This window comes from Lacipirellulaceae bacterium (assembly GCA_040218535.1).
In the GTDB taxonomy this organism is placed as follows: Bacteria; Planctomycetota; Planctomycetia; order Pirellulales; family Lacipirellulaceae; genus Adhaeretor.
Map to the genome: position 1 here is coordinate 988,851 of JAVJRG010000005.1, position 19,491 is coordinate 1,008,341.

The following is a 19,491-nucleotide window of genomic DNA, read 5'->3' on the forward strand; positions in this document are numbered from 1 at the left end:
GATATTGCTAGTTAGGTAAGACCATGATTCTTTCAGGACGCGAGATTGAACGTCGGATGGGCGATGAGATCGTTATCGATCCCTACGACCCCGAGAAGCTCAATCCCAACAGTTACAACCTGTCGCTCCACAACGAGTTGATCGTTTACGAAGAGGTTGTGCTGGACATGGCGAAGGCGAACCGTATTCGTCGGATCGAAATCCCCGAGGAGGGAATCGTCCTCAGCCCGAATCAGCTCTATCTTGCGCGGACCGCTGAGAAGACGGTCACCAAGAATCTCGTTCCACAGATTGAAGGTCGTTCCTCGGTAGGGCGACTCGGGCTATTTGTCCACGTGACGGCCGGCTTTGGCGACGTCGGCTTTGCAGGCTACTGGACACTTGAGATGTTTGCGGTTCAGCCGGTGCGAATCTATGCAGGCGTGCCAATTTGCCAGATCTTCTACCACGAGATCACGGGCGAATTCGATCCGTACGACAGCAAGTACCAACACAATCGAGACATACAGCCGAGCCTGTTATTCCAGGAGCTCGATCCCCAGCACAAGAACGATCCGCAGTTAGCACTTGATTTTGGTTTGGAGCGTTCGCACGAGTGAGGGAGTGTTGCGGGCGGGGCTCCGCGCGAGCCAATTCTTAGTTTCATCGTGCTCGCGGGCTACGTTCTATTTCTAGCTTAGATCGTCAGCAGACTTCCGCCTGCTGCTTCGCGAATGACTTGTAAGTCTTCGTTACGACCTGCACAGAAAACCACGTCCCCTTCTTGGAACACTTGATCTCCGCGGGGACGCATTTTTAGGGTGCCGTCGGCACTTTCGATGGCAACAAAAACGAGGTCGCCGGCTTCGCGACCGTAGTCCATGATGGTTTGGTCGATCAGCGGCGAGCCTTTTTCAATAACTGCCTCGCCCAGTGTTAAGCGATCGTCCGCGTTCAGGCTCGCTTGCATTGCCGAGGTGAGCCGCGGGTTCAGCACGGCAGAGGCCACGCTTTCGCCAGCCATCATATGGGGAAGCACGACAAAACTAGCGCCGGCACGTTCCATCTTGCGGGCAGCACTGGTGGTTTCAGCACGCGAGAGAATCGAACAATGTGGGTTGAGGTCTCTCGCGCTGACCACGACGTACATGTTCTCTGCATCGTTGTTCACCGCGGTAATGACCGAAGAGGCACGTTCGACGCCTGCTTGGATCAGTGAATCATCTTCGCTTGCCGAACCGTGGACCGCTGGGTAGCCGTCTTCGATTGCTTGCTCGTAGAGTTCTTCGTTGTCCTCGATCACGGCACAATCCTTCCCGCCGCTGCGAAGCTCTTCGCAAATGGCTTGGCCCATGCGACCGTATCCGCAAACGATAACGTGATTGTTCCACTGCATGACTGTCCTCAGTAGTTTTCTTGCCTGGGCAGCTTCGCGATCAACCGCGAGTTGCACCAGGGTTGTGATTGAGTAAGTGAATCCACCGATACCAAAGAGCAGCATGACAGCGGCAAACTTTTGGCCAGTGTCAGAAAGCCCCTGGTCCCCGTAGCCGACCGTTGTGATCGTGATCAGCGTGAAGTACAAGGATTTCCAAAGAGACCAACTTTGCTCCGTGCACCAGAATCCGTAGGTGCCAACGGCGATGACGCACAGCAGGATGACTGCGCAGCGGATCGCGGCGTTGTCTTTGCTCCAGAAGCCGTGCATGTCTGCTTTCATTCCGATCCCTGCCCAGAGTGCTTGGTTGTGATGTTCCTGGTGAGCTATTCAGTCTCTACATGATGGCGAAGTAGTTCTCGACGGCGTAATCCACGTATTCGTGGGTCATCTGTGCCGGCTGGTCGATGTAGTGGCAATAGTTTTTGATCTGCAGTAGCAAGTCCCGCGGTTGGCAGCAGCGGAAGGGGCGATTGTTTGGTTTATAGTGTTCTTCAATCAAGTAATTCACGCATTCAGCGTCGTAAGGCAAGCCTACGATTGGGGCCATGATCTCGAACAGCTTGCGAAACTCCTCTTCAGCCGGATCGCCGACCTCGATTTTGTATGGAATACGGCGGAGGAAGGCGTCGTCGACGAGATCTTTCGGCTCAAGGTTGGTTGAGAAAATGATCAATTGATCGAACGGCACCTGAATCTTCTTGCCGTTGACGCACTGGAGAAAATCGTACCGTTTCTCCAAGGGCACAATCCAGCGATTGAGCAGCTCGTCGGTCGTCATGCGTTGGCGACCGAAGTCGTCGATCACGAGCGTGCCACAGTTGCTTTTGAGTTGGATTGAAGCTTCGCTGACGTTGTTGCCGCTGCTGGCCTTGATCTCCAGTTCGTTCATCGTCAGCTCACCACCGACGACAATCGTCGGGCGGCGAATCCGTACCCACCGTAGGTCAATTGCCTGGTCGTTGAGCGGTCCGCCGGTGGTTTCGAGTGGGGCTTCTTCGTGCAGGCCCGGATCGAATACCCGCATGATCTCGCCATCAATGCCAATCGAACGCGGCACCCAGATGCAGTCCCCAAACGCCGCGGTGACCCGCTCCGCGATGCTTGTTTTGCCGTTGCCTGGCATGCCGTAGAGGAACAGACCGCGGCCGGAGTTCACGGCTGGCCCAAGACGCCGGAGCATATTGGGGTTGATCAACAAGTCTTCAAAGGCTCGTTTCAAATCGGTTTCGGTTGGGTGTAGCTTGGCAATTGATTGCTGCTTCACACTGTCGATGTAAGCTTCCAATGTCACCGGGGCGGCGCCGAAGTAACTGCAAACTTCGGTGAGCTTCTTCGCTCGCTCGCGGCCCATGTCGGTGGGCTGATAGATATAGTCGTTCATCGGGGCCGAACCGCGGAAAGCGACCAACTGCGCGGTCTTCATGTCTTGCAACACCGGCTCGACAAGTCTGAAGGGCAGGGCATGTTGTTCAGCGATCGCTCGGCCACTCAGGTCGCCGCAGGCAGCTAGTGCTTTCAGTATCAGATGTTCAAGCTGACCTTCTGTGACGCCAGCCGCTTCAAGGCTGACCGGTTCCAATGGTTTCCAATCGTTGCGGTCTGTCTCGACAGGTGCTGCCGTAGTAACTGGTGGGCTAGCCCCCGGGCGAGCCGAGGGAAGCGGTTCTTCCGTAACAGGTTGATCTGTAGGAAATGTTGCGGCGTTCGTAGCCTCGGGATTGGGCGCAGATGGCTCAGGGGGAGTCATGCTGCCGTTGGACGCGTCTTTTCCGGCAAGCTGATTAATTCTTGCCAAAAGCGATTCGAGATCGGTCTGAGAATCACGATCAGGGGCAGCCGGAGATTGAAGGTCGCTCATCGGGGTGACTCTTTTTGCTTGCTTAATTCGTTTGAAATGTGGCTAGAGTTTCGCCCCTAGCTTTCGCCCGCTACCGAGTGTGGGGCAATTTAAGCTAGGTTGCAGAGCGAGACCCGGCAAACTAAGAGCCATATAAGAGTGTTCCTACGAACGGTTGTAGGGACTGTAGCGTTGCTGACATCGACAATCCGCAATTGCAGATGACGAACTCGCAGCGGGGAACTAGGCTGGAGAGTTCGATTCTGTTGAACTTCAAGACACTCTAACCCGACGGCCTACGCCTGTCGGCTCAAGACACATGCAACTAATCATTACCGCCGTTGGGCCTGACAATCGTGGACTTGCTGATCCGATCGTGCATTGTGCGACTGAGCACGGCGCGAACATTGCCGAAATCCAGATGTACGATCACGACGAAGAGAGCGTCTTTTCGATGCTCACTCGAGTTACGGTCGACCCGAGTCAAGTAGATCCGCTTGAACAGGATATGAAGAAGGTGAGTGAGCGTACCGGGCTCTCGATTCGCACCTGGTCGCCCCCACAGGGCAGACGCAAGCCTCGCCTGGCAGTTTGCTGCACCTTCAGACCGGAGACGCCACGCGCGATACTCGAAGGGATTCGAAGCGGCTCGATCGGCGCGGAAGCTGCGGTGATGATCAGCAACCGCAAGAAGTGCCGGTCGCTAGCTGAAGAGTTCGACGTGCCTTGGTTTCAGATTGGCGACAGTGAGGGCAACGCCGACGACGAACGGCTCATCGAAATCTGTGACGAGCACGAGATCGATTACGTCGTCTTAGCGCGTTACATGCGGGTACTGCCTCCATCGAGCTGTTGGAAGTACGCGGGCGGTCGAATCATTAATTTGCATCACGGACTGTTGCCAAGCTTCCCAGGGATTCGGCCCTACCATGACGCGTTCGCGGTACGAATGCTGACGTATGGAGCGACATGCCATTTCATTGTGCCGGAATTGGATGCAGGTAATCAAATCATCAACCAAACTACATTTACCGTGCCACCGGGGACCTCGCGGGAGGAGATTATCGCTCGTGGGCAGGCCGAGAATGAACCCGAATGTCTCGCCGAGGGTGTGCGACGTGTTGTGGATGGTGAGGTGGAGTTGCACTTCAATCGGGTCGTCGCGAAGAAGTAGCAGTCAGTTATCGGCCGTCAGCTTTCAGCTTAACGGAAACTAGAATGTTCTCTGTACAATTGGAATGTACGAGCTGCCATTGGCGGACCATCTGTGGTGAGGAGGAAATCGCCAAGCGTTTGCGGAAGCTGGGTTTGCTCCGCAGGGCTGCGGAGCCGCCTCGCGAGATGCTGGCCGAATTGCTTGCCAGCCACGGCGATCAGCTAAAATGCGACGAGTGCCAAATGGTAGGCCTTGTCATCTCTGATCCGCGCGATGCGACTGAGGGCGATGACGACGACTGGCAACAAGCGGTAATCTGCGAGGTTTGTCGCAAGCCGATCCCCGCTGAACGCCTTGAATTCATGCCGACTGCAAAACGCTGCGTCGATTGCCAATCGGCGGAAGATCGCGGTGAAGTTGAGGAAGAGTTCGACTACTGCCCGAAGTGTGGCTCGTTGATGGAACTGCGGACCAGTCGCGGCGGAGGTATCACTCGGTATAAACTCTTCTGCACGGGTAGTCCGCCTTGCCGAGTTTAGTCATGAACCTCATCGCCACCACCGCCTTCGGACTTGAAGCGATCGTCGTGCGCGAGTTGAAGGCGCTTGGATACGAAGCGAAAGTCGTACGACCTGGGCGGATTGGCTTTCAGGGTGACGCTTCGGCAATTGCCAGGGCGAATCTTTGGCTGCGCTCTTCGGACCGGGTGCTGATCGAACTGGCGAGCTTTGCGGCGGAAGACTTCGATGCGCTGTTCGATCAGACGAAAGCGCTCGCCTGGGAGGAATGGATATCTGCCGACGCGGAGATTCCCGTGCGTGGTCGTTCGCGGAAGTCGCAACTGACGAGCGTGCCTGCCGTGCAACGGACGGTGAAGAAAGCGATCGTCGAGCGTCTACAAGAGAAGCATGGTGGCGAGCTTCCAGAGACTGGCCCAGCGGTGCCAGTGGAGATCTCGTTGGTTCAGGACGTCGCTTCACTTGATTTGGACACTTCAGGGCACGGGCTTCATCGACGCGGGTATCGCAAGTTGGCTGCTGAGGCACAGCTTCGCGAAACATTGGCGGCAGCCCTCGTGCAACTTAGTTTCTGGAAGAATGGCCGTCCGTTGATCGATCCGTTTTGCGGCACGGGGACAATTCTCATAGAAGCGGCGTTACAGGGCCGCAACATGGCACCTGGGCGCAACCGAGACTTTCTTGCCGAGCGCTGGCAAGCAATTCCCTTGGATGTCTGGAAACAGGCACGCGAGGAAGTCGCCGACCTGGCTCTCCCAAAAATCGAAGAAGTCATCATTGGCTACGACAAGAATCCCGAGGCTTTGAGTCTGGCTCGTTATCATGCGGAGCAAGCGGGAGTGGCAGAGGACATCCACTTTCAGCAGGCGGAGTTCAGCGATCTTACGAGCAAGCGCGAGTACGGTTGTCTGATCACGAATCCACCCTACGGCGAGCGGCTAGGTTGGGATGACGAGATCGAGGCACTTTACCAGTCGATGCCCGAGGTCTTACGGCGACTGAAGACCTGGTCGCATTACATCCTCACTTCGCGGGCTGATTTCGAGAAACTGGTTGGACAGAACGCAGACCGGCGACGGAAGCTTTTTAACGCTCAGATTGAATGCACGTACTATCAGTTTTATGGGCCTCGGCCACCGCGGGGGCGCGTTGAAGGCGAAACCGTAAGCGTCGCGGCGGATAGTGAGGAAGAGCAAACGCCCAAAGTCGCACCGCCTTCCGCGTTTGGTGGGCTGCCGCCCGAAGCAGATCGCCAGGCAGAGGAGTTTGCCAATCGTTTGCAAAAGCGTGCGCGTCATTTGCGTCGTTGGCCGAAGCGAGGGATTAATTGCTATCGGCTTTATGAGAAGGACATTCCGGAGATACCGCTAGTCGTAGACAAGTACGATGATTGCCTGCACATGGCAGAGTTCGAGCGGCCTCACGATCGCACGCCGGGCCAACAGGCTGACTGGTTGGACCTGATGGCGAAGACTGCCGCCAAGACGCTTGAGATTGATCGCAGGAATACGTTCATGAAGCATCGCGCGCGGCAGCGTGGGAACGATCAGTACCAACGCGTTGGCGACCGGAGCTTCACGCAAGTGGTTGAAGAGGCCGGACTGAAGTTCAAGGTGAACCTCTCGGATTATTTAGATACGGGTTTGTTCCTCGATCACCGCAACACACGCGGGATGGTTCGCGACGCTGCTGATGGAAAGCGATTCCTTAATTTGTTCGCCTACACAGGTTCCTTCAGTGTCTACGCGGCTGCCGGTGGCGCGGCGGAGACGGTGACGGTTGATCTCTCGCAAAACTATCTCGACTGGGCGACGAAGAACATGCAGCTAAACGGTTTTGAAGGAGAGAATCACCGATTCGTTGCTGCCGATACGTTGGAATTCCTCGACCGCACGATCTCCCGTGGAGGGCAAGGGTATTTTGATCTCGTCGTCGTTGATCCGCCAACTTTCTCTAATAGCAAACGGCTTGAACGTGATTGGGATGTCCAGCGCGACCACGTGGAGCTACTGCAGAAGATTCTCACGCTCACGAGTTCCGGTGGCGTTGTTTACTTCTCAACGAATTCGCGGCGATTCAAGTTCGACGAGGGGGCTGTTGAAGGTGCGACAGTACGTGAGATAAGTAAGCAAACGGTGCCTGAGGATTTTCGCAACAAGCGGATTCATCGCTGTTGGCGGATTGTGAAGAATTAGCCAAGAAGAGGAGCGGAAAGTAATGATCGAATTTGTCTTGTTTCTGATTTTCGCTCTTCCGATTTCTTGGTTCTACTCCGAGTTCCAAGAACGGAGGTCGATTAGAATCATTCTGGGGATATTAGCAATCTTAATGTGCTTTGGGGTCGCTTGGGTTTCAGGCATATTCAGATATATGGATGCTAATGCCTACTTTGGTGCTGCAAGTAAAGACCTTATTCAGAACACGATTGTAGAACTGGAGAGTGGTAACACGGATCGCGTGATTTCAGAACTCAAGAAGCTCCGTTCTCGGTTTGAGCCCAGCTATGAAACGAAAGATGACTTTGATAAGAAAGTCGCTGAGTATGTCCAGGCCGTTGCCGATTCGCCTATTGAACATGATCCGGGTGACCCTAGCTGGACTACCGATCCTTCTGAAAAGCGAGAATAATCAAGTCGAACTCCTGGGCAACGGAACGCCACGGAGGGCGTTCCCTACAGCGTGTTCAAATATTCACGCAACTCTTCCAGCTCCCGCTCAAACCCGCTCGAAAGAATTGGGAACCGACACCACGTCTTTGGGTCAAGATTCTCATCATCCAGATGGAACGAAGGCGCGTAGCGTTCGCGTTTCCACTGGTTGCGGCACCAAAGCGTGAAGAAGCGTTCGATCCAGGTGCCGAGTTGCTCGCTGGAGTACTCACTGAGCTTTGGTTGTAGCTCTTGAAAGACTTCCAGCGGCATCAGGCGGTCGCGGATCGCGGCACGTTCGATGGCGTCGAGTACCGGGTACGGCATGAGATCCGCCTCATCGGTTTGGCCTTCGGTGGGGGGGCGGAGTTCCGCGGTCGGCGCTTGCTGGTTGACCGCAGACAGCGCCGGTAGCGGGCCGATTCCTTGCGGACCAGTCGTTTCCATCCAGCGGAGCCACTCCAGCAGAAACGCCTTGTCGATCCCTGCGATCGGCGAGAGACCGCCGCAGGTGTCACCATCCATTGTCGCGTAGCCGACGGCCGCTTCGCTGCGATTGCTGGTGGCTAGGAGCAATGCGCTACACAGATTTGCGAGCAACCAAACACTCGGGCCTCTAGCACGGGCTTGGATATTCTGCAGGGAGATGTCGTCGGTTTCCCATGTAAGCTCACGGCCAATCGCTTTGGAAACGGTCGAAGTGTACCCCTCGACCAGTTCGTCGACGCTCCATTCGAGAAACTCAGCACCAATTGCCTGGGCGACCGATTCCGCGGCGCTGCGCGTGACGTCACCGCTGTTACGAGTCGATTGGTAGACGCAGCTCAAAAGGGAATTGACGATTGCTGACGAATGCTCGCTCAGTTGTCCGCCCATGTAAGAAAGCCGATCTCGAAAGCCTTGCTCGCCGAGTTCCTCGACGCCTAACTTCACCATCAGCCAAACGAGCGTCGCGACTGCCGAGGAATCCGCACCGCCGCTTAGTGAAACGACGAAACCGCGCGAACGACTCTTTCGCAAGTAATCATTTAAGCCGAGGGCAACCGCGCGGGCGAACTCTTCTTTTTTCGGCGGGGGCGAGGCATCCCAAGGGCTCCTCACGGTCGGCGCGATTTCTTCCTGGGCGGTCGGCAACTCGAAACCACAAGCCACCTCCCCATGTGGTTTATTTGCCCCAAATTTTTCTTCACGCTTCGCACGCATGGCTTCCAGGTCAACATCGGCGGCGGCCATTGTCGAGTCGAGGAAAGAAAGTCGAGGTCCTTCAGCAACGATCCCACCATCATCCTTATTGCTGGCAGCAGCGATGAGCGTTCCCCCGTCGAAGATCGCCCTACCTGATTCATTCCCAAGCAGATTACAATACGCGAAAGCTACATGAAAATCTCGCGAGGCTTCTGTCGCGAAGCTGCGGCGGATTTCTTGTTTGGCGAACGCGAAGTGACTCGCGCTCGGGTTCAAGAGAATGTCGACGCCACGTTCGGCCAGTTGCTTGCCAGGGCGTTTCTCTTTCATCCAGGCGTCGCGGCAGATTTCGAAGCCGATGCGAGTGCCCTTGCAATCGAACACCAGATCGCCGACCGGATACTTTTCGCCGGCAATCTCGGCTTCGCTAACCTTTCCAGTGGGCCAGGGGTGGAACCAGCGGGGTTCGTAGTGGATACCGTCGCCGGCGAGGTTTTGTTTGACGGCGAAACCGACAAGCGATTGGTCCGCGATAAACGCTGCTGCGTTGTAGAGGATTCGGTCAACCACTAACGGGAGGCCGACGGTGGTGGCGATTCCTTTAGTCTCAGGAAGCAACTTCAGGAGCATATTGAGCGAAGTTTGCTGCACGCCCTTGGCGAAGAACGTGTCCTCGCAGCCGTAACCGCTGATGCAGAGCTCAGGCAGGCAAACAACGGCGGCACCCGCTTCACGTGCCGTCTTGATCGCCGCGATGATGCGCTCCAGATTCCCGTCCCAATCGAGCGGGGTCTGATTCAGCGAAGCAGCGGCGAGGCGAATTTTTGTCATGCTCTCGATTCTACATGGAAGGTCTCGCGCAGAGGCGCGGAGGTCCATCTGCGGCTAAACTTGACTATCTAGCAGGATCAATCTGAGGAAATTCATTGCTTGCTTAGCCGTGCGAGCGCGGACGATGGCTGGGTGTGAGGCGCAAGCGAAACGAGTTTTTCTGACTCCCTCTGAGGTGGCTACTGCTGCGTAAACGTGGGCGTTTGGTTCGTTGCGATCGGGTGGAAACGCTGATAATCCTAGACCGAAGTCGGTCGCGGATTGTTCACGCACAGCCTGAGCTAAGGCTACGGCAAGCTCCGATGTGTTGGGATCGTTCTTCAGATCGACACCCAAAAGATGCTCCGCTTGTTTCAAAGAACGGACCGCGATGCCGCCGACGAAAACCGCTGACTCATCCGCAAGACCAAAGCGTTCGGTGATGAGTCCGCCGGTCGCCCACTCAGCGACCGACAGAGTTTGAATCCTATCACTGAGGAGCTTTAACAACGCGTCCTCGAGCTCGTCGTCTTCTTCCCCGTAGACGAGCGTGCCGAGCTTCTCCCGGATGATCGCCAGCGTAGGCTCAAGTTTTTCCAAGCAGGCGACTTCGTTTGGGCCGCTAGTTGTCGCACGAAGCGTGATGGTTGCGTTGCTGACGGTGATGCCCACCACAGGGTCGCGACCGCGGGCGATTAAGTCGGGGAGCATTTCTTCGAGGCGGCTTTCACCGGTGCCGAAGCACTTTAGGCGACGATGCACCGTGATCTTTGGTTCGCTCTGGGCGGCGATGATTTCCGGGGCGATGCTAGTCGACCACATCGGTTTGAGTTCTGCAGGGACGCCTGGCAATGCGTAGACTCGGCACTCCCCGTCGTTGGTACGTTTGATGCTCATCGCGATTCCCGGAGCGGTGCCATGTTCGTTGGGAATCGGCTTTGCTCCTTCGGGAAACTGAGCTTGCAGACGGTTCCGCTCTGGCATTTGGCGTCCGCGGCTGGCGAAGAGGCTTTCGATATGACGTAATGAGGGCTCGTCGGTCTTGAGGGCTACGCCTGCGGTTTTGGCCAACACCTCGCGCGTCAGATCGTCCGCGGTAGGACCCAGTCCGCCGGTGCAAACCACGATGTCTGCGCGTTCTACCGCGGTGCGAAACGCGGTGACGTTGTTTGCCAAGTCGTCGCCGACGGTTGTGTGGAAGGCAACCGTCGCGCCGCATTCAAGTAGCCGCTCGCTGAGCCACTGGGTGTTGGTGTCGAGCCGAACTCCGGTGATTAGCTCGTCACCGATCGCTATGATTTCTGCCTGCAGGGTGTTTTCTTCAGCCATAGGGGCAGTGTCGGCGGAAGAGAACGGCAAGGCAAGGGCCGGACGCTTACTTCGTGATGCTCACGCCCCAGCTTACTCCTCCACGGGGGCGGTGACGGTACCCGTAGCGATGACGCGGACCGTAGCAAGGTGGTGGGCCGTAGAAGGCGGGCTCGTAGTAATGCTCTTCGACGATGACCGGCTGGGCCGGAGCGGCCGCGACCGCTTGTGGGGCGGGCGGGTTTTGCATCGTTTGAATGACATCCGTTGCCACGCCGTTGTTATGCATGTAGATGACATCGGCGGCTGAAGGAGGAGCGGCAACCCCCGAAGTCTTGATGTAGTTGCTGATCAATCTCGGATCGACCCCTTGCTGACTCATCGCGACAACTTCGTCGATGGTCGCCGCGCCAGCGGGAACTTGCCGGCCCAGTTGGGCGGCAATAGCCGCACGGTTTTCCGCCTGCATCTGATCCATCGAATCGCCGACGGTTGCTCCGGTAATCGCACCAAGACCAGCGCCGATCAGTGCGCCGGATTCGGCTTGGCCACCGGTGGCATCGGCGACGAGCGCGCCGGCTCCGGCACCGACTAGGGCGCCAAGGCCTGCGCCTTTGTCGGCGTAGTAGGGGCTTCGGCAGCCGCTTGCTGCTAAGCCACAAGCGGTGAGTGCGAGAAGAACTAGGGTCTTGGCTTTCATCGTGAAGGCCTTTGTTGGGGCGAGAGTTGCGGGGCCGAGGATAGTCTCAACCAGTAATTATTGGGTCAAGATCAGGGCCTTTGACTTGGCATCGTATGCTTTCTTTTTCGGCCATTCAGGCTTGAACGCTTGCATCGTGCCTCTGGGGAGCGTAAACTTTAGCTAACTCGGGATTTGTGGCCGCTTGCAGCCGAAACTGCTAAAGAGCCGACGTTGTACCGCGTCTCCCCTGTCGGAAGTGTTTTTTAGAAACTGACATTCGACAGGCGTGGTAACGTAAGCACTAAGCAGATCATTAGCAAAGCCGCAGCACCGAGCGTGTCTGCGGCTTTTTTCGTGGTTTCAAGCCATGAGGTCGCATGCTGAACGCTTTGTTCTTGAGGTAACTCAACGATGAGTTTGCTTGAAATGCCGAACGCGAATGAATCCGACGCGAACAATCGTGGAACGAACGATCCCCTGAAGGACCCCGAGCTAGCAACGCTAGCGGTCCACGCTGGCGAGGCACGGCAGAAGCCGGGGGACTCGATCACCGATCCGATTTTTTGCGCGTCGACCTACACATTTGAAGACACGCAGTCGGTGATCGATTTCATCGAGGAAGAGCAGCCGCGCGAGGAGTATGGCCGCTACGGTAGTCCGGGCGAGCGTGTTGCCGAGAAAAAGCTCGCTGCGCTCGAAGCGGGTGAGGATGCCGTGCTATATTCCAGCGGTATGGCGGCGTTTGTCGGTCTGCTGATGGCGAAGCTAAACGCGGGCGATGAGGTAATTTTCTTCGATGAGTGTTACCACCGCAGCCGCGAGTTCTGCGCGAAGCACATGTCACGGTTTGGTGTCGTCACCAAACAGGTGAAGGCGTGCGACTACGATGCCATGGAAGCAGCTATCACGCCGAACACAAAGATGCTGATCAGCGAGTCGCCGACGAATCCGCACATGAGCTGCGTCGATCTTGATCGTCTTGTGGATATCGGCGTTTCGAAGGGCGTCGAGACATTGATCGATGCCACGCTCGCTACGCCCTACAATCTGCGTCCGATCCCCGCAGGTGTGGATTACGTGCTTCATTCAGCCACGAAGTATCTCGGTGGTCACAACGATTTACTGGCTGGTGTGGTTGTGGGTTCGAAGGAAAAGCTCGAACCGGTCCGCAAGCTCCGCGGCATCATGGGTGCTGTCAACGGTCCGCAGAATATCTATCTTTTGCTGCGTGGACTCAAGACTTTTGAATTGCGGATGCAACGTCACAATGCCAACGGCTTGCAGGTGGCTAAGTTTTTAGAGCAGCATCCGCGTGTGGAAAAGGTCTACTACCCTGGCTTAGAATCGCATCCGTACTACGAGGTCGCGCAGCGTTTCATGAAGGGATACGGCGGGCTGGTGACTTTCCTGGTGAAAGATGCGGACTGGCGAGCCACTGCGGATGTCGTCGATGCAGCAAAGATCCCCCGCATCGCGCCGAGCCTCGGCGGTGTCGAATCGCTCATTGAGCAGCCGCTCGTGATGAGCTACTACCAGTGCACACCGGAGGAGCGGGAACAGTTTGGAATCTACGACAACATGATCCGGATGGCGTGTGGTATCGAGAGCGGCGACGATTTGGTGGCTGACCTTTCTCAAGCGCTGGACCGTTAGTATTTACCACAGAGCACACGGAGAGCACGGAGGTTTGTTAGAATAATTGGTGAGGGTTCTAAAGCTTGCTGACGAAGGCAATACTCTTAATCGAGTGACAGTCATTCCTCGTCAATAACTATCGCCAATCAATTTCCACATAGTAACTCAATGCTGATAAAGACGGCTACAAACATCACAGGAACCTCCGTGCTCTCCGTGTTCTCTGTGGTTGAAAAAACAACTTAGGTAAACATGGAATTCCGAACGCGCGCCATCCACGTCGGCAATGAAGCCTGTAAGCAGACCGGTGCGGTCGTTCCACCGTTGCACGTTGCTTCGACCTTTGTCCAGCCCGGCGCGGGTGACTGGGGGGAGTTTGACTATTCTCGCTCAGGTAATCCCACACGAAAGGGTTTCGAGGAGACGCTCGCTTCACTTGAAGGGGGCTGCGGGGCTTTGGCATTTGCTTCGGGAATGGCCGCCACACATTGCGTAACGGAGATGCTTTCCTCGGGTGATCATGTCGTTGCCGGGAGCGACATCTACGGTGGCACTTATCGGTTGCTGCATAAAGTCTGCAATCGGGCGGGTATCCAGGTCAGCCTCGTCGATGCGACTAATCCTGAGAACATTGCTGCCGCAATCACTCCCAGCACTAAGCTGATTTGGATTGAAAGTCCGGGCAATCCCCGGATGACGATCACCGACATTGCCACCTGTGCGACGATTGCGAAACAGAAAGGCGTGCTGCTTGGTGTGGATAGCACATTTGCAACGCCCGTTCTCACCCGTCCGCTGGAGCTTGGTGCGGACATCGTGATGCATTCGGCGACCAAGTACATCGGCGGTCACAGCGATTTGATGGGCGGGGCGCTGGTGGTCAAAGACAAGCAACTGTTCGACGAGTTGTACTTCGTGCAGAACGCCACTGGCGCAATCATGGGCCCGTTGGAAGCGTTTCTCTGTTCGCGTGGCTTGAAGACGCTGGAACTGCGAGTGCGGGAACAGTCGCGGACCGCACGACAATTGGCTGAGTGGCTTGACGCTCACGAGCAAGTTAAGGCGGTTCATTACCCCGGGGTGCTGAAGCACCCCGGCCATGAGGTTGCGAAGGAGCAAATGCAGGGCGGCTTCGGGGCGATGCTTAGCTTCGAACTGAACGGCGATTACGCGGCAACAAAGAAGTTCGTCGAGTCGACGAAGCTGTTCCAACTAGCCGTGAGCCTGGGGGCTGTGGAATCGCTCATCGAGCAACCCGCCAGCATGTCGCACGCCAGTTATGATGCCGAGGATCGGAAGAAGCATGGCATTAGTGATGGGTTGATCAGGCTTTCTGTTGGATTGGAAGCAGTCGAGGATCTCCAGGCGGACTTAGAACAAGCTTTTCAATCAAGCTAGGATACCGATTATGCAGTTAGGTTTTGTCAGCGCCATTTTTGGCGATCTTTCTCTTGAAGAAGTGTTCCAGCACGCCAGTGATCTCGGCTTTGACTGCGTGGAAGTGATGTGCTGGCCGCCGGGAGGACCTGACCGAAAGTATGGCGGGGTCTGTCATCTCGACTGCGTCGATTTCTCACAATCTCAAGCGGATGATACGAACGCACTGGCTGAGAAGTATGGCGTTGCGATCTCTGCCTTGGGTTACTACTCGATTCCTCTCTCCGCTGAGAAGGATCAAGCCGACGCTTCTCGCGAGCATCTGCGCAAGGTGATCGACGCGACGGCGATGCTGGGCTTGTCGACTACCAACTCGTTCATTGGTGCCAACAAGAACATGAATCTGGAAGAGAACTTCAAGCAATACGAACAGGTTTGGCCAGACATCGTGAAGTACGCCGAAGATAAGGGTGTGCGGATCGGCATCGAGAACTGCCCGATGCTGTTTGAGAATACTTGGCCGTTTGGTCTGAACATGGCCCGAACGCCAGCGATCTGGCGGCGGATGTTTGAGATTATCCCTTCGGAGAGTTTCGGCCTGAATTACGATCCGTCCCACCTGCGGATGCAACTCATTGACCCTATTGCACCGATCCGTGAATTCGGCCCGAGAATCTTTCATACCCATGCAAAAGACATGCGTGTCGATACGCACTCGCTCAACGAGATTGGTTCGCTTGAGCCGCCGATGAGCCGCAGCACGGCGAAGATCCCTGGCTACGGAGACATCAGTTGGGGAGCATTCCTCGGGGCTCTCACGGATGCTGGTTACGATGGCCCAGTGTGCGTGGAGGTCGAAGATGAAGCGTTCGAGGGGGATCTTGCTCGTCGGCGGCAATCACTGCAGGTGAGCCACGGTGTGTTGCGACCGTTGATCCCGTGACGAGTTGATAGGCGGCTTCATGAACTTAGCTGGGTGGCTGGGGACGAGTTGAGCGAGCCCCCAGATTCTCAAAACTGGGGGCAGCCTCCAGCTGACCCCAGCCACCCATTGCGTTGTTTCCACTATTTCTGTGGCCCAAAGACAGTCACCGAGCCTTCCCGCCCAGGTACTTGGATATGGTCGATCTGGACGAGTCCGTGCGGGCGTTGGCAGGCCCCGATTGTTTCTTCGCTGACCAGTAGGTCCACGTCGAACTTCTTCGTGGCGCCTTCTAACCGGCTCGCTAAATTGACCGTGTCGCCGATCACTGTGTACGCGGCGCGCTGGGCAGTTCCGACGTTGCCGGCGATTACCGGACCATAGTGGACGCCGATACCGTGGCGAAGCTTTGGAAGTCCGCGATTTTCTCTGAGTCGATTGTGTTCGTCGATGGCACGCATCATTGCAAGCGCGCACTGGATGGCTTGGTCGGCGTCGTCCTCGCTGGGTACGGGGGCTCCGAAGACAGCCATTATTCCATCGCCCATGAACTTATCGACAATCCCTTTATGTACGGTGATCGTATCGACCATGACGCTCATGTAGGCGTTGAGTTGCTCGACGATGTCTTCTGGGTCGAGTGACTCCGCGTAGGAGGTAAAGCCACGGAGGTCAGAAAAAAGCACCGCAACGCTTTGTCGTTCTCCACCAAGCCGAAGGTCGGCTTCTTTGAGGACGACGCTGGCCACTTCAGGAGAGAGGTATGCGCCAAGCTTGGTCTTTGCTGATTCGGCGAGCAACGTTTCGCGGGCTGCTTGGCGAACCAGGCGGCTGGTCCGTGTGGCGATCGTGACTCCAAGAACCGTCGAGCCAGCCAGTGCCACGCCGACTGTGACCCATTCGGCCCAGCCGATGATCTTTAGGTTGTCGACTTTAATCGTACTTGCGGTGACAAGAGCGATCAGCATCACGCTATTGATGATCGCTCCAAACAGAGCCGCCTTAGCTGAAAGCCTGACGCCTGCGGTGACGATGGCCAGGTAAACCACCGAAGTGCCGTGGACTTCGACGATGCTCTGATGCGAGTCGCCCGGTGCGATCACGTAGGCGAGGACCAATGCGTTCACCAAGATTGCATCGATCGCGATGGAAACGTATGTCAGTGCTGGCTTTGGGGTCGCCTTTCGCAATCTCCAGATGACAAAGATCGACCAACAAAGGCCCAACAGACCGAATGAAAAAGCAGCCACCGCTCGCGGAACAAGTGCCACCAGATTACTGCCGTGGATGATCGGCCACGCAAGTGTCACTGTAGCGCCGACGACAAGCCGTGCCCAGGCGATGCCGAGTTCGCCTTCGCGTGCAGCTTCGCTGAGGAGACGATTGACGATGGAGTCTGTGCGGCCTTCTTCGGTGACTATTCGTTTCATAGTTAGTCGCGAAAATTTACTGAGTTAATTCCTATTCAGAAAAACTCGTCCCTCACGGAAAGTACTGCCATGACTAACATGCCTAGAATTGCTAACGAATTCCAAACGATCATTGCCTTAAATGCGATACTGCCAGCAGGATGAGTTGCTCTCCACCAGCTATCCAATGCCACGCCAGAACGTATTTGGGAATAGAGCAAGAAGGCCATGAATACTGGGAGAGAGCAAGCGATCAAAGAAAGGGGAATTGCGTCAGAAAGAGCTTTCAGAAACAAAACCATGCAAAATACAGAGAAGTAGATGAAGAAAACCCAGAGATATTTTTTTCCAATTTCTAGTTTCACGGTCGGAACTCCACTCTCATTCCAACTAGACCCGACAGCCTTTTGAGAAAGTCCTCACGAGGCACCTCAATTGCCCCAAGACTCCCAGTGTGTTCGGTCCACTGCTGAATGTCGAGCAGGCGAAAACCTTGTTTGGTGAGATGCTCAATCAAATAGTAAAGGGCGAGCTTCGAGCCATCGCGTTGTCGGTGGAACATACTTTCTCCTGCGAAAGCTCCTCCGACGGCCACTCCGTAAATGCCGCCCACGAGTTCAGCTTCATTCCAAACCTCAACACTGTGGGCGTGGCCGAGCGTGTGTAACTTGACATAAGCGGCGATCATCTCTTCGCTGAGCCAGGTTCCGAGTTCGCGCCCAGGGCCGACCGAGCACGCCTCGATCACCTTTGAGAACGCTTGGTTGATCGTCGGCTTGTATTTGCCGCTGCGGATTCTTCTTTCCAGACGCTTGGAAACGTACATGCCGTCCAATGGCATGAGTGCCCGTGGGTCGGGCGACCACCAGAGCATCGGGTCTTCTGAGAAGGTAGGCCAGGGGAAAATCCCGTGGCGATAAGCGTCGAGGAGGCGCTCTGGCGAAAGATCCCCTCCAATGGCGACCAGTCCGTCTGGGGAAGCTTCATCAGCAGGTGGAAAGAACTTCGAGGCCATCGCTCAGGTCGATCAGGAGGAGACTGCGAACGAAACTCTGCGTATTGCGTATGGTTTAACGGACTGATTTCGCAAGGGTTATCAGCTCATGCAGCCGGATGTCGGTTTGGCTGCAAGCCAACGAATAATTGCTACAATAAGTCAAACGCAACTAGGCCAGCCACGTGCAGCGACAGTTTTTCCCGATTCTAGCACGCGACCGGTTTTCTGATTACCACTGATGACCGACGAATCCTTTCCACCGACGCTTTCGCCTTCAACGGGGGCACCGCCTCCGCAGAGCCAACCGATCGATCCTGCTTCATCCACTGGCGTGGAGCGACCGACGCCTACAGGGAGCGAAATGGAAGCTCGGCACGCGCTTGAGGACCAAGCGCGATTGAACCGACTGCTGCGGATTTTTTTCGGTCTCTCCACGCTCCTGCTGCTTGGACTGCTTGTGCCCTACTTTGCTGGCCGCATTCAATACAGCCTGACTGCCGCTAAAGAGAGAGCCGAGGCGGATGTTGCCCGCGAAAATATGCGCGACTTTCAACTCGCCCAGCAGGTCGAAGCGTACACCATTCTTCCGCAAGTGGTGCGACCGAGCGTCGTTAGCATCCGGACCAACCGACGCACCCGAATGGGCAACGGTCAAGGTCAGGGCTCGGGAGTAATCGTGGACAAAGAGGGCTACATTCTGACGAACGAGCATGTTGTGCGTGGGGTCAACTCAGTTGACATTGAGTTAAGCGATGGCCGCACGGGCTCGGGCAGCGTTATCGGCATTGATCCCGATCTCGACTTGGCCGTTGTGAAGACCGAGCTCGGTGATCTCACTCCTGCCGCTTGGGGTAACAGCGAAGACCTCGAAGTGGGCGAACCCGTTTGGGCGTTCGGAAGCCCCTTCGGACTGAAGCAAACCGTCACGTCGGGGATTGTCAGTGCGAAGAAACGCCGCGGCATCACCCGTGGTCCTTACAACGAGTTCCTCCAGACCGACGCGGCAGTCAATCCGGGCAATAGTGGCGGCCCGTTGGTCAATTCCCGCGCCGAAGTGGTTGGCATCAACAACATGATCTTCGGCGAAGGCTTTCAGGGAATCAGCTTTGCCATTCCCAGCGAACTGGCAAAAGACACGTACGAGAAGCTACGCCGTGATGGCTATGTCGAACGCGGTTTCCTGGGCGTCATGCCGACAAAAGTCCCGGACGAAATGGCCCGCCAGTTGGGGCTCGACCGCAACCAAGGAGTGCTCGTCAACACGTTGACTGCGAACACACCGGCGCACAATGCTGGATTTCGCCGCAACGATGTGATCCTCACTTGGAACGGCCAGCCGTACAACGACCCAACTTTGCTGAGCCGTGCCATCGCCGCGACACCCATTGGCGCGAAAGTCCCTGTCGAAGTTTTGCGTAACACGAATGGCGGCGTGGCGGAGAAGACTTTGGAAGTGACGGTGGGGGCTCGGCCTCGTCGATAAGGGACCGTGGATGTTTTTTACCACAGAGGGCACGGAGAACACGGAGGTTTTCGTTCAAGCTCTTTCGAGTTCTTTTATTGGTTAGAAAAATTTGGCGTATTAAA

At 56.0% G+C, this 19,491-nt stretch carries 17 protein-coding genes; 9 read left to right on the forward strand and 8 right to left on the reverse strand.

Translation table 11 applies throughout. The features are described from left to right. Positions 1-23: 23 nt before the first annotated feature. Complete coding sequence (gene dcd, locus RIB44_04225; GenBank protein MEQ8615780.1) at positions 24-599, forward strand: dCTP deaminase; 576 nt, start codon at positions 24-26, stop codon at positions 597-599. 77 nt (positions 600-676) lie between these two features. Here dcd and RIB44_04230 read toward each other — a convergent pair whose 3' ends face one another. Both RIB44_04230 and RIB44_04235 read right to left on the reverse strand, forming a co-directional pair. Continuing rightward, complete coding sequence (locus RIB44_04230) at positions 677-1,699, reverse strand: potassium channel protein (protein ID MEQ8615781.1); 1,023 nt, start codon at positions 1,697-1,699, stop codon at positions 677-679. A gap of 55 nt (positions 1,700-1,754) precedes the next feature. Continuing rightward, complete coding sequence (locus RIB44_04235) at positions 1,755-3,278, reverse strand: AAA family ATPase (protein MEQ8615782.1); 1,524 nt, start codon at positions 3,276-3,278, stop codon at positions 1,755-1,757. A gap of 298 nt (positions 3,279-3,576) precedes the next feature. Here RIB44_04235 and RIB44_04240 point away from each other — a divergent pair, with 298 nt between their 5' ends. The 4 genes from RIB44_04240 to RIB44_04255 are packed head-to-tail and all read left to right on the forward strand — an operon-like array spanning position 3,577 to position 7,559. Next, complete coding sequence (locus RIB44_04240) at positions 3,577-4,431, forward strand: formyltransferase family protein (protein MEQ8615783.1); 855 nt, start codon at positions 3,577-3,579, stop codon at positions 4,429-4,431. 44 nt (positions 4,432-4,475) lie between these two features. After that, positions 4,476-4,952, forward strand: a complete 477-nt coding sequence (locus RIB44_04245; GenBank protein MEQ8615784.1) for a TraR/DksA C4-type zinc finger protein — start codon at positions 4,476-4,478, stop codon at positions 4,950-4,952. A gap of 2 nt (positions 4,953-4,954) precedes the next feature. Beyond that, positions 4,955-7,126 (forward strand): bifunctional 23S rRNA (guanine(2069)-N(7))-methyltransferase RlmK/23S rRNA (guanine(2445)-N(2))-methyltransferase RlmL, encoded by a 2,172-nt coding sequence (rlmKL, locus tag RIB44_04250; protein MEQ8615785.1) that lies wholly within the window; start codon positions 4,955-4,957, stop codon positions 7,124-7,126. Positions 7,127-7,148: 22 nt separating this feature from the next. Continuing rightward, positions 7,149-7,559: a hypothetical protein gene (locus RIB44_04255; GenBank protein MEQ8615786.1), complete on the forward strand. Its 411-nt coding sequence runs from the start codon at positions 7,149-7,151 to the stop codon at positions 7,557-7,559. Between the two features lie 44 nt (positions 7,560-7,603). Here the strand turns inward: RIB44_04255 and nadE are convergent, their stop codons facing one another. The 3 genes from nadE to RIB44_04270 are packed head-to-tail and all read right to left on the reverse strand — an operon-like array spanning position 7,604 to position 11,582. Further along, on the reverse strand, positions 7,604-9,595 hold the full coding sequence (gene nadE / locus RIB44_04260) for an NAD(+) synthase (protein ID MEQ8615787.1): 1,992 nt from the start codon (positions 9,593-9,595) through the stop codon (positions 7,604-7,606). Between the two features lie 54 nt (positions 9,596-9,649). Next, positions 9,650-10,903, reverse strand: coding sequence for a CinA family nicotinamide mononucleotide deamidase-related protein (locus RIB44_04265; GenBank protein ID MEQ8615788.1), 1,254 nt, complete (start codon positions 10,901-10,903; stop codon positions 9,650-9,652). 46 nt (positions 10,904-10,949) lie between these two features. Beyond that, positions 10,950-11,582 carry a glycine zipper domain-containing protein gene (locus RIB44_04270; GenBank protein ID MEQ8615789.1) on the reverse strand — a complete coding sequence of 211 codons (633 nt, stop codon included), beginning with the start codon at positions 11,580-11,582 and terminating at the stop codon, positions 10,950-10,952. Between the two features lie 393 nt (positions 11,583-11,975). Between RIB44_04270 and RIB44_04275 the strand changes: the two genes are divergently transcribed. The 3 genes from RIB44_04275 to RIB44_04285 all read left to right on the forward strand — a co-directional run bounded on the left by RIB44_04275 (position 11,976) and on the right by RIB44_04285 (position 15,519). Continuing rightward, positions 11,976-13,217, forward strand: coding sequence for an aminotransferase class I/II-fold pyridoxal phosphate-dependent enzyme (locus tag RIB44_04275; protein MEQ8615790.1), 1,242 nt, complete (start codon positions 11,976-11,978; stop codon positions 13,215-13,217). 234 nt (positions 13,218-13,451) lie between these two features. Continuing rightward, positions 13,452-14,597 (forward strand): PLP-dependent aspartate aminotransferase family protein, encoded by a 1,146-nt coding sequence (locus RIB44_04280; GenBank protein ID MEQ8615791.1) that lies wholly within the window; start codon positions 13,452-13,454, stop codon positions 14,595-14,597. A 10-nt stretch (positions 14,598-14,607) separates the two neighbouring features. Next, a complete protein-coding gene (locus RIB44_04285) occupies positions 14,608-15,519 on the forward strand; it encodes a sugar phosphate isomerase/epimerase family protein (GenBank protein ID MEQ8615792.1) in 912 nt (303 codons plus the stop codon). Between the two features lie 122 nt (positions 15,520-15,641). Here the strand turns inward: RIB44_04285 and RIB44_04290 are convergent, their stop codons facing one another. Genes RIB44_04290 through aat form a run of 3 tightly spaced genes read right to left on the reverse strand, consistent with a single transcriptional unit; the run spans position 15,642 to position 17,922 of the window. Further along, complete coding sequence (locus RIB44_04290) at positions 15,642-16,928, reverse strand: adenylate/guanylate cyclase domain-containing protein (GenBank protein ID MEQ8615793.1); 1,287 nt, start codon at positions 16,926-16,928, stop codon at positions 15,642-15,644. Positions 16,929-16,963: 35 nt separating this feature from the next. Beyond that, positions 16,964-17,272, reverse strand: a complete 309-nt coding sequence (locus tag RIB44_04295) for a hypothetical protein (protein MEQ8615794.1) — start codon at positions 17,270-17,272, stop codon at positions 16,964-16,966. After that, positions 17,269-17,922, reverse strand: coding sequence for a leucyl/phenylalanyl-tRNA--protein transferase (gene aat / locus RIB44_04300; GenBank protein MEQ8615795.1), 654 nt, complete (start codon positions 17,920-17,922; stop codon positions 17,269-17,271). The genes RIB44_04295 and aat overlap by 4 nt, the downstream gene beginning before the upstream one ends. A gap of 220 nt (positions 17,923-18,142) precedes the next feature. On the opposite strand from aat, the gene RIB44_04305 reads away from it, so the two are divergent. Beyond that, complete coding sequence (locus tag RIB44_04305; protein MEQ8615796.1) at positions 18,143-19,387, forward strand: trypsin-like peptidase domain-containing protein; 1,245 nt, start codon at positions 18,143-18,145, stop codon at positions 19,385-19,387. The last annotated feature ends 104 nt before the right edge of the window (positions 19,388-19,491 follow it).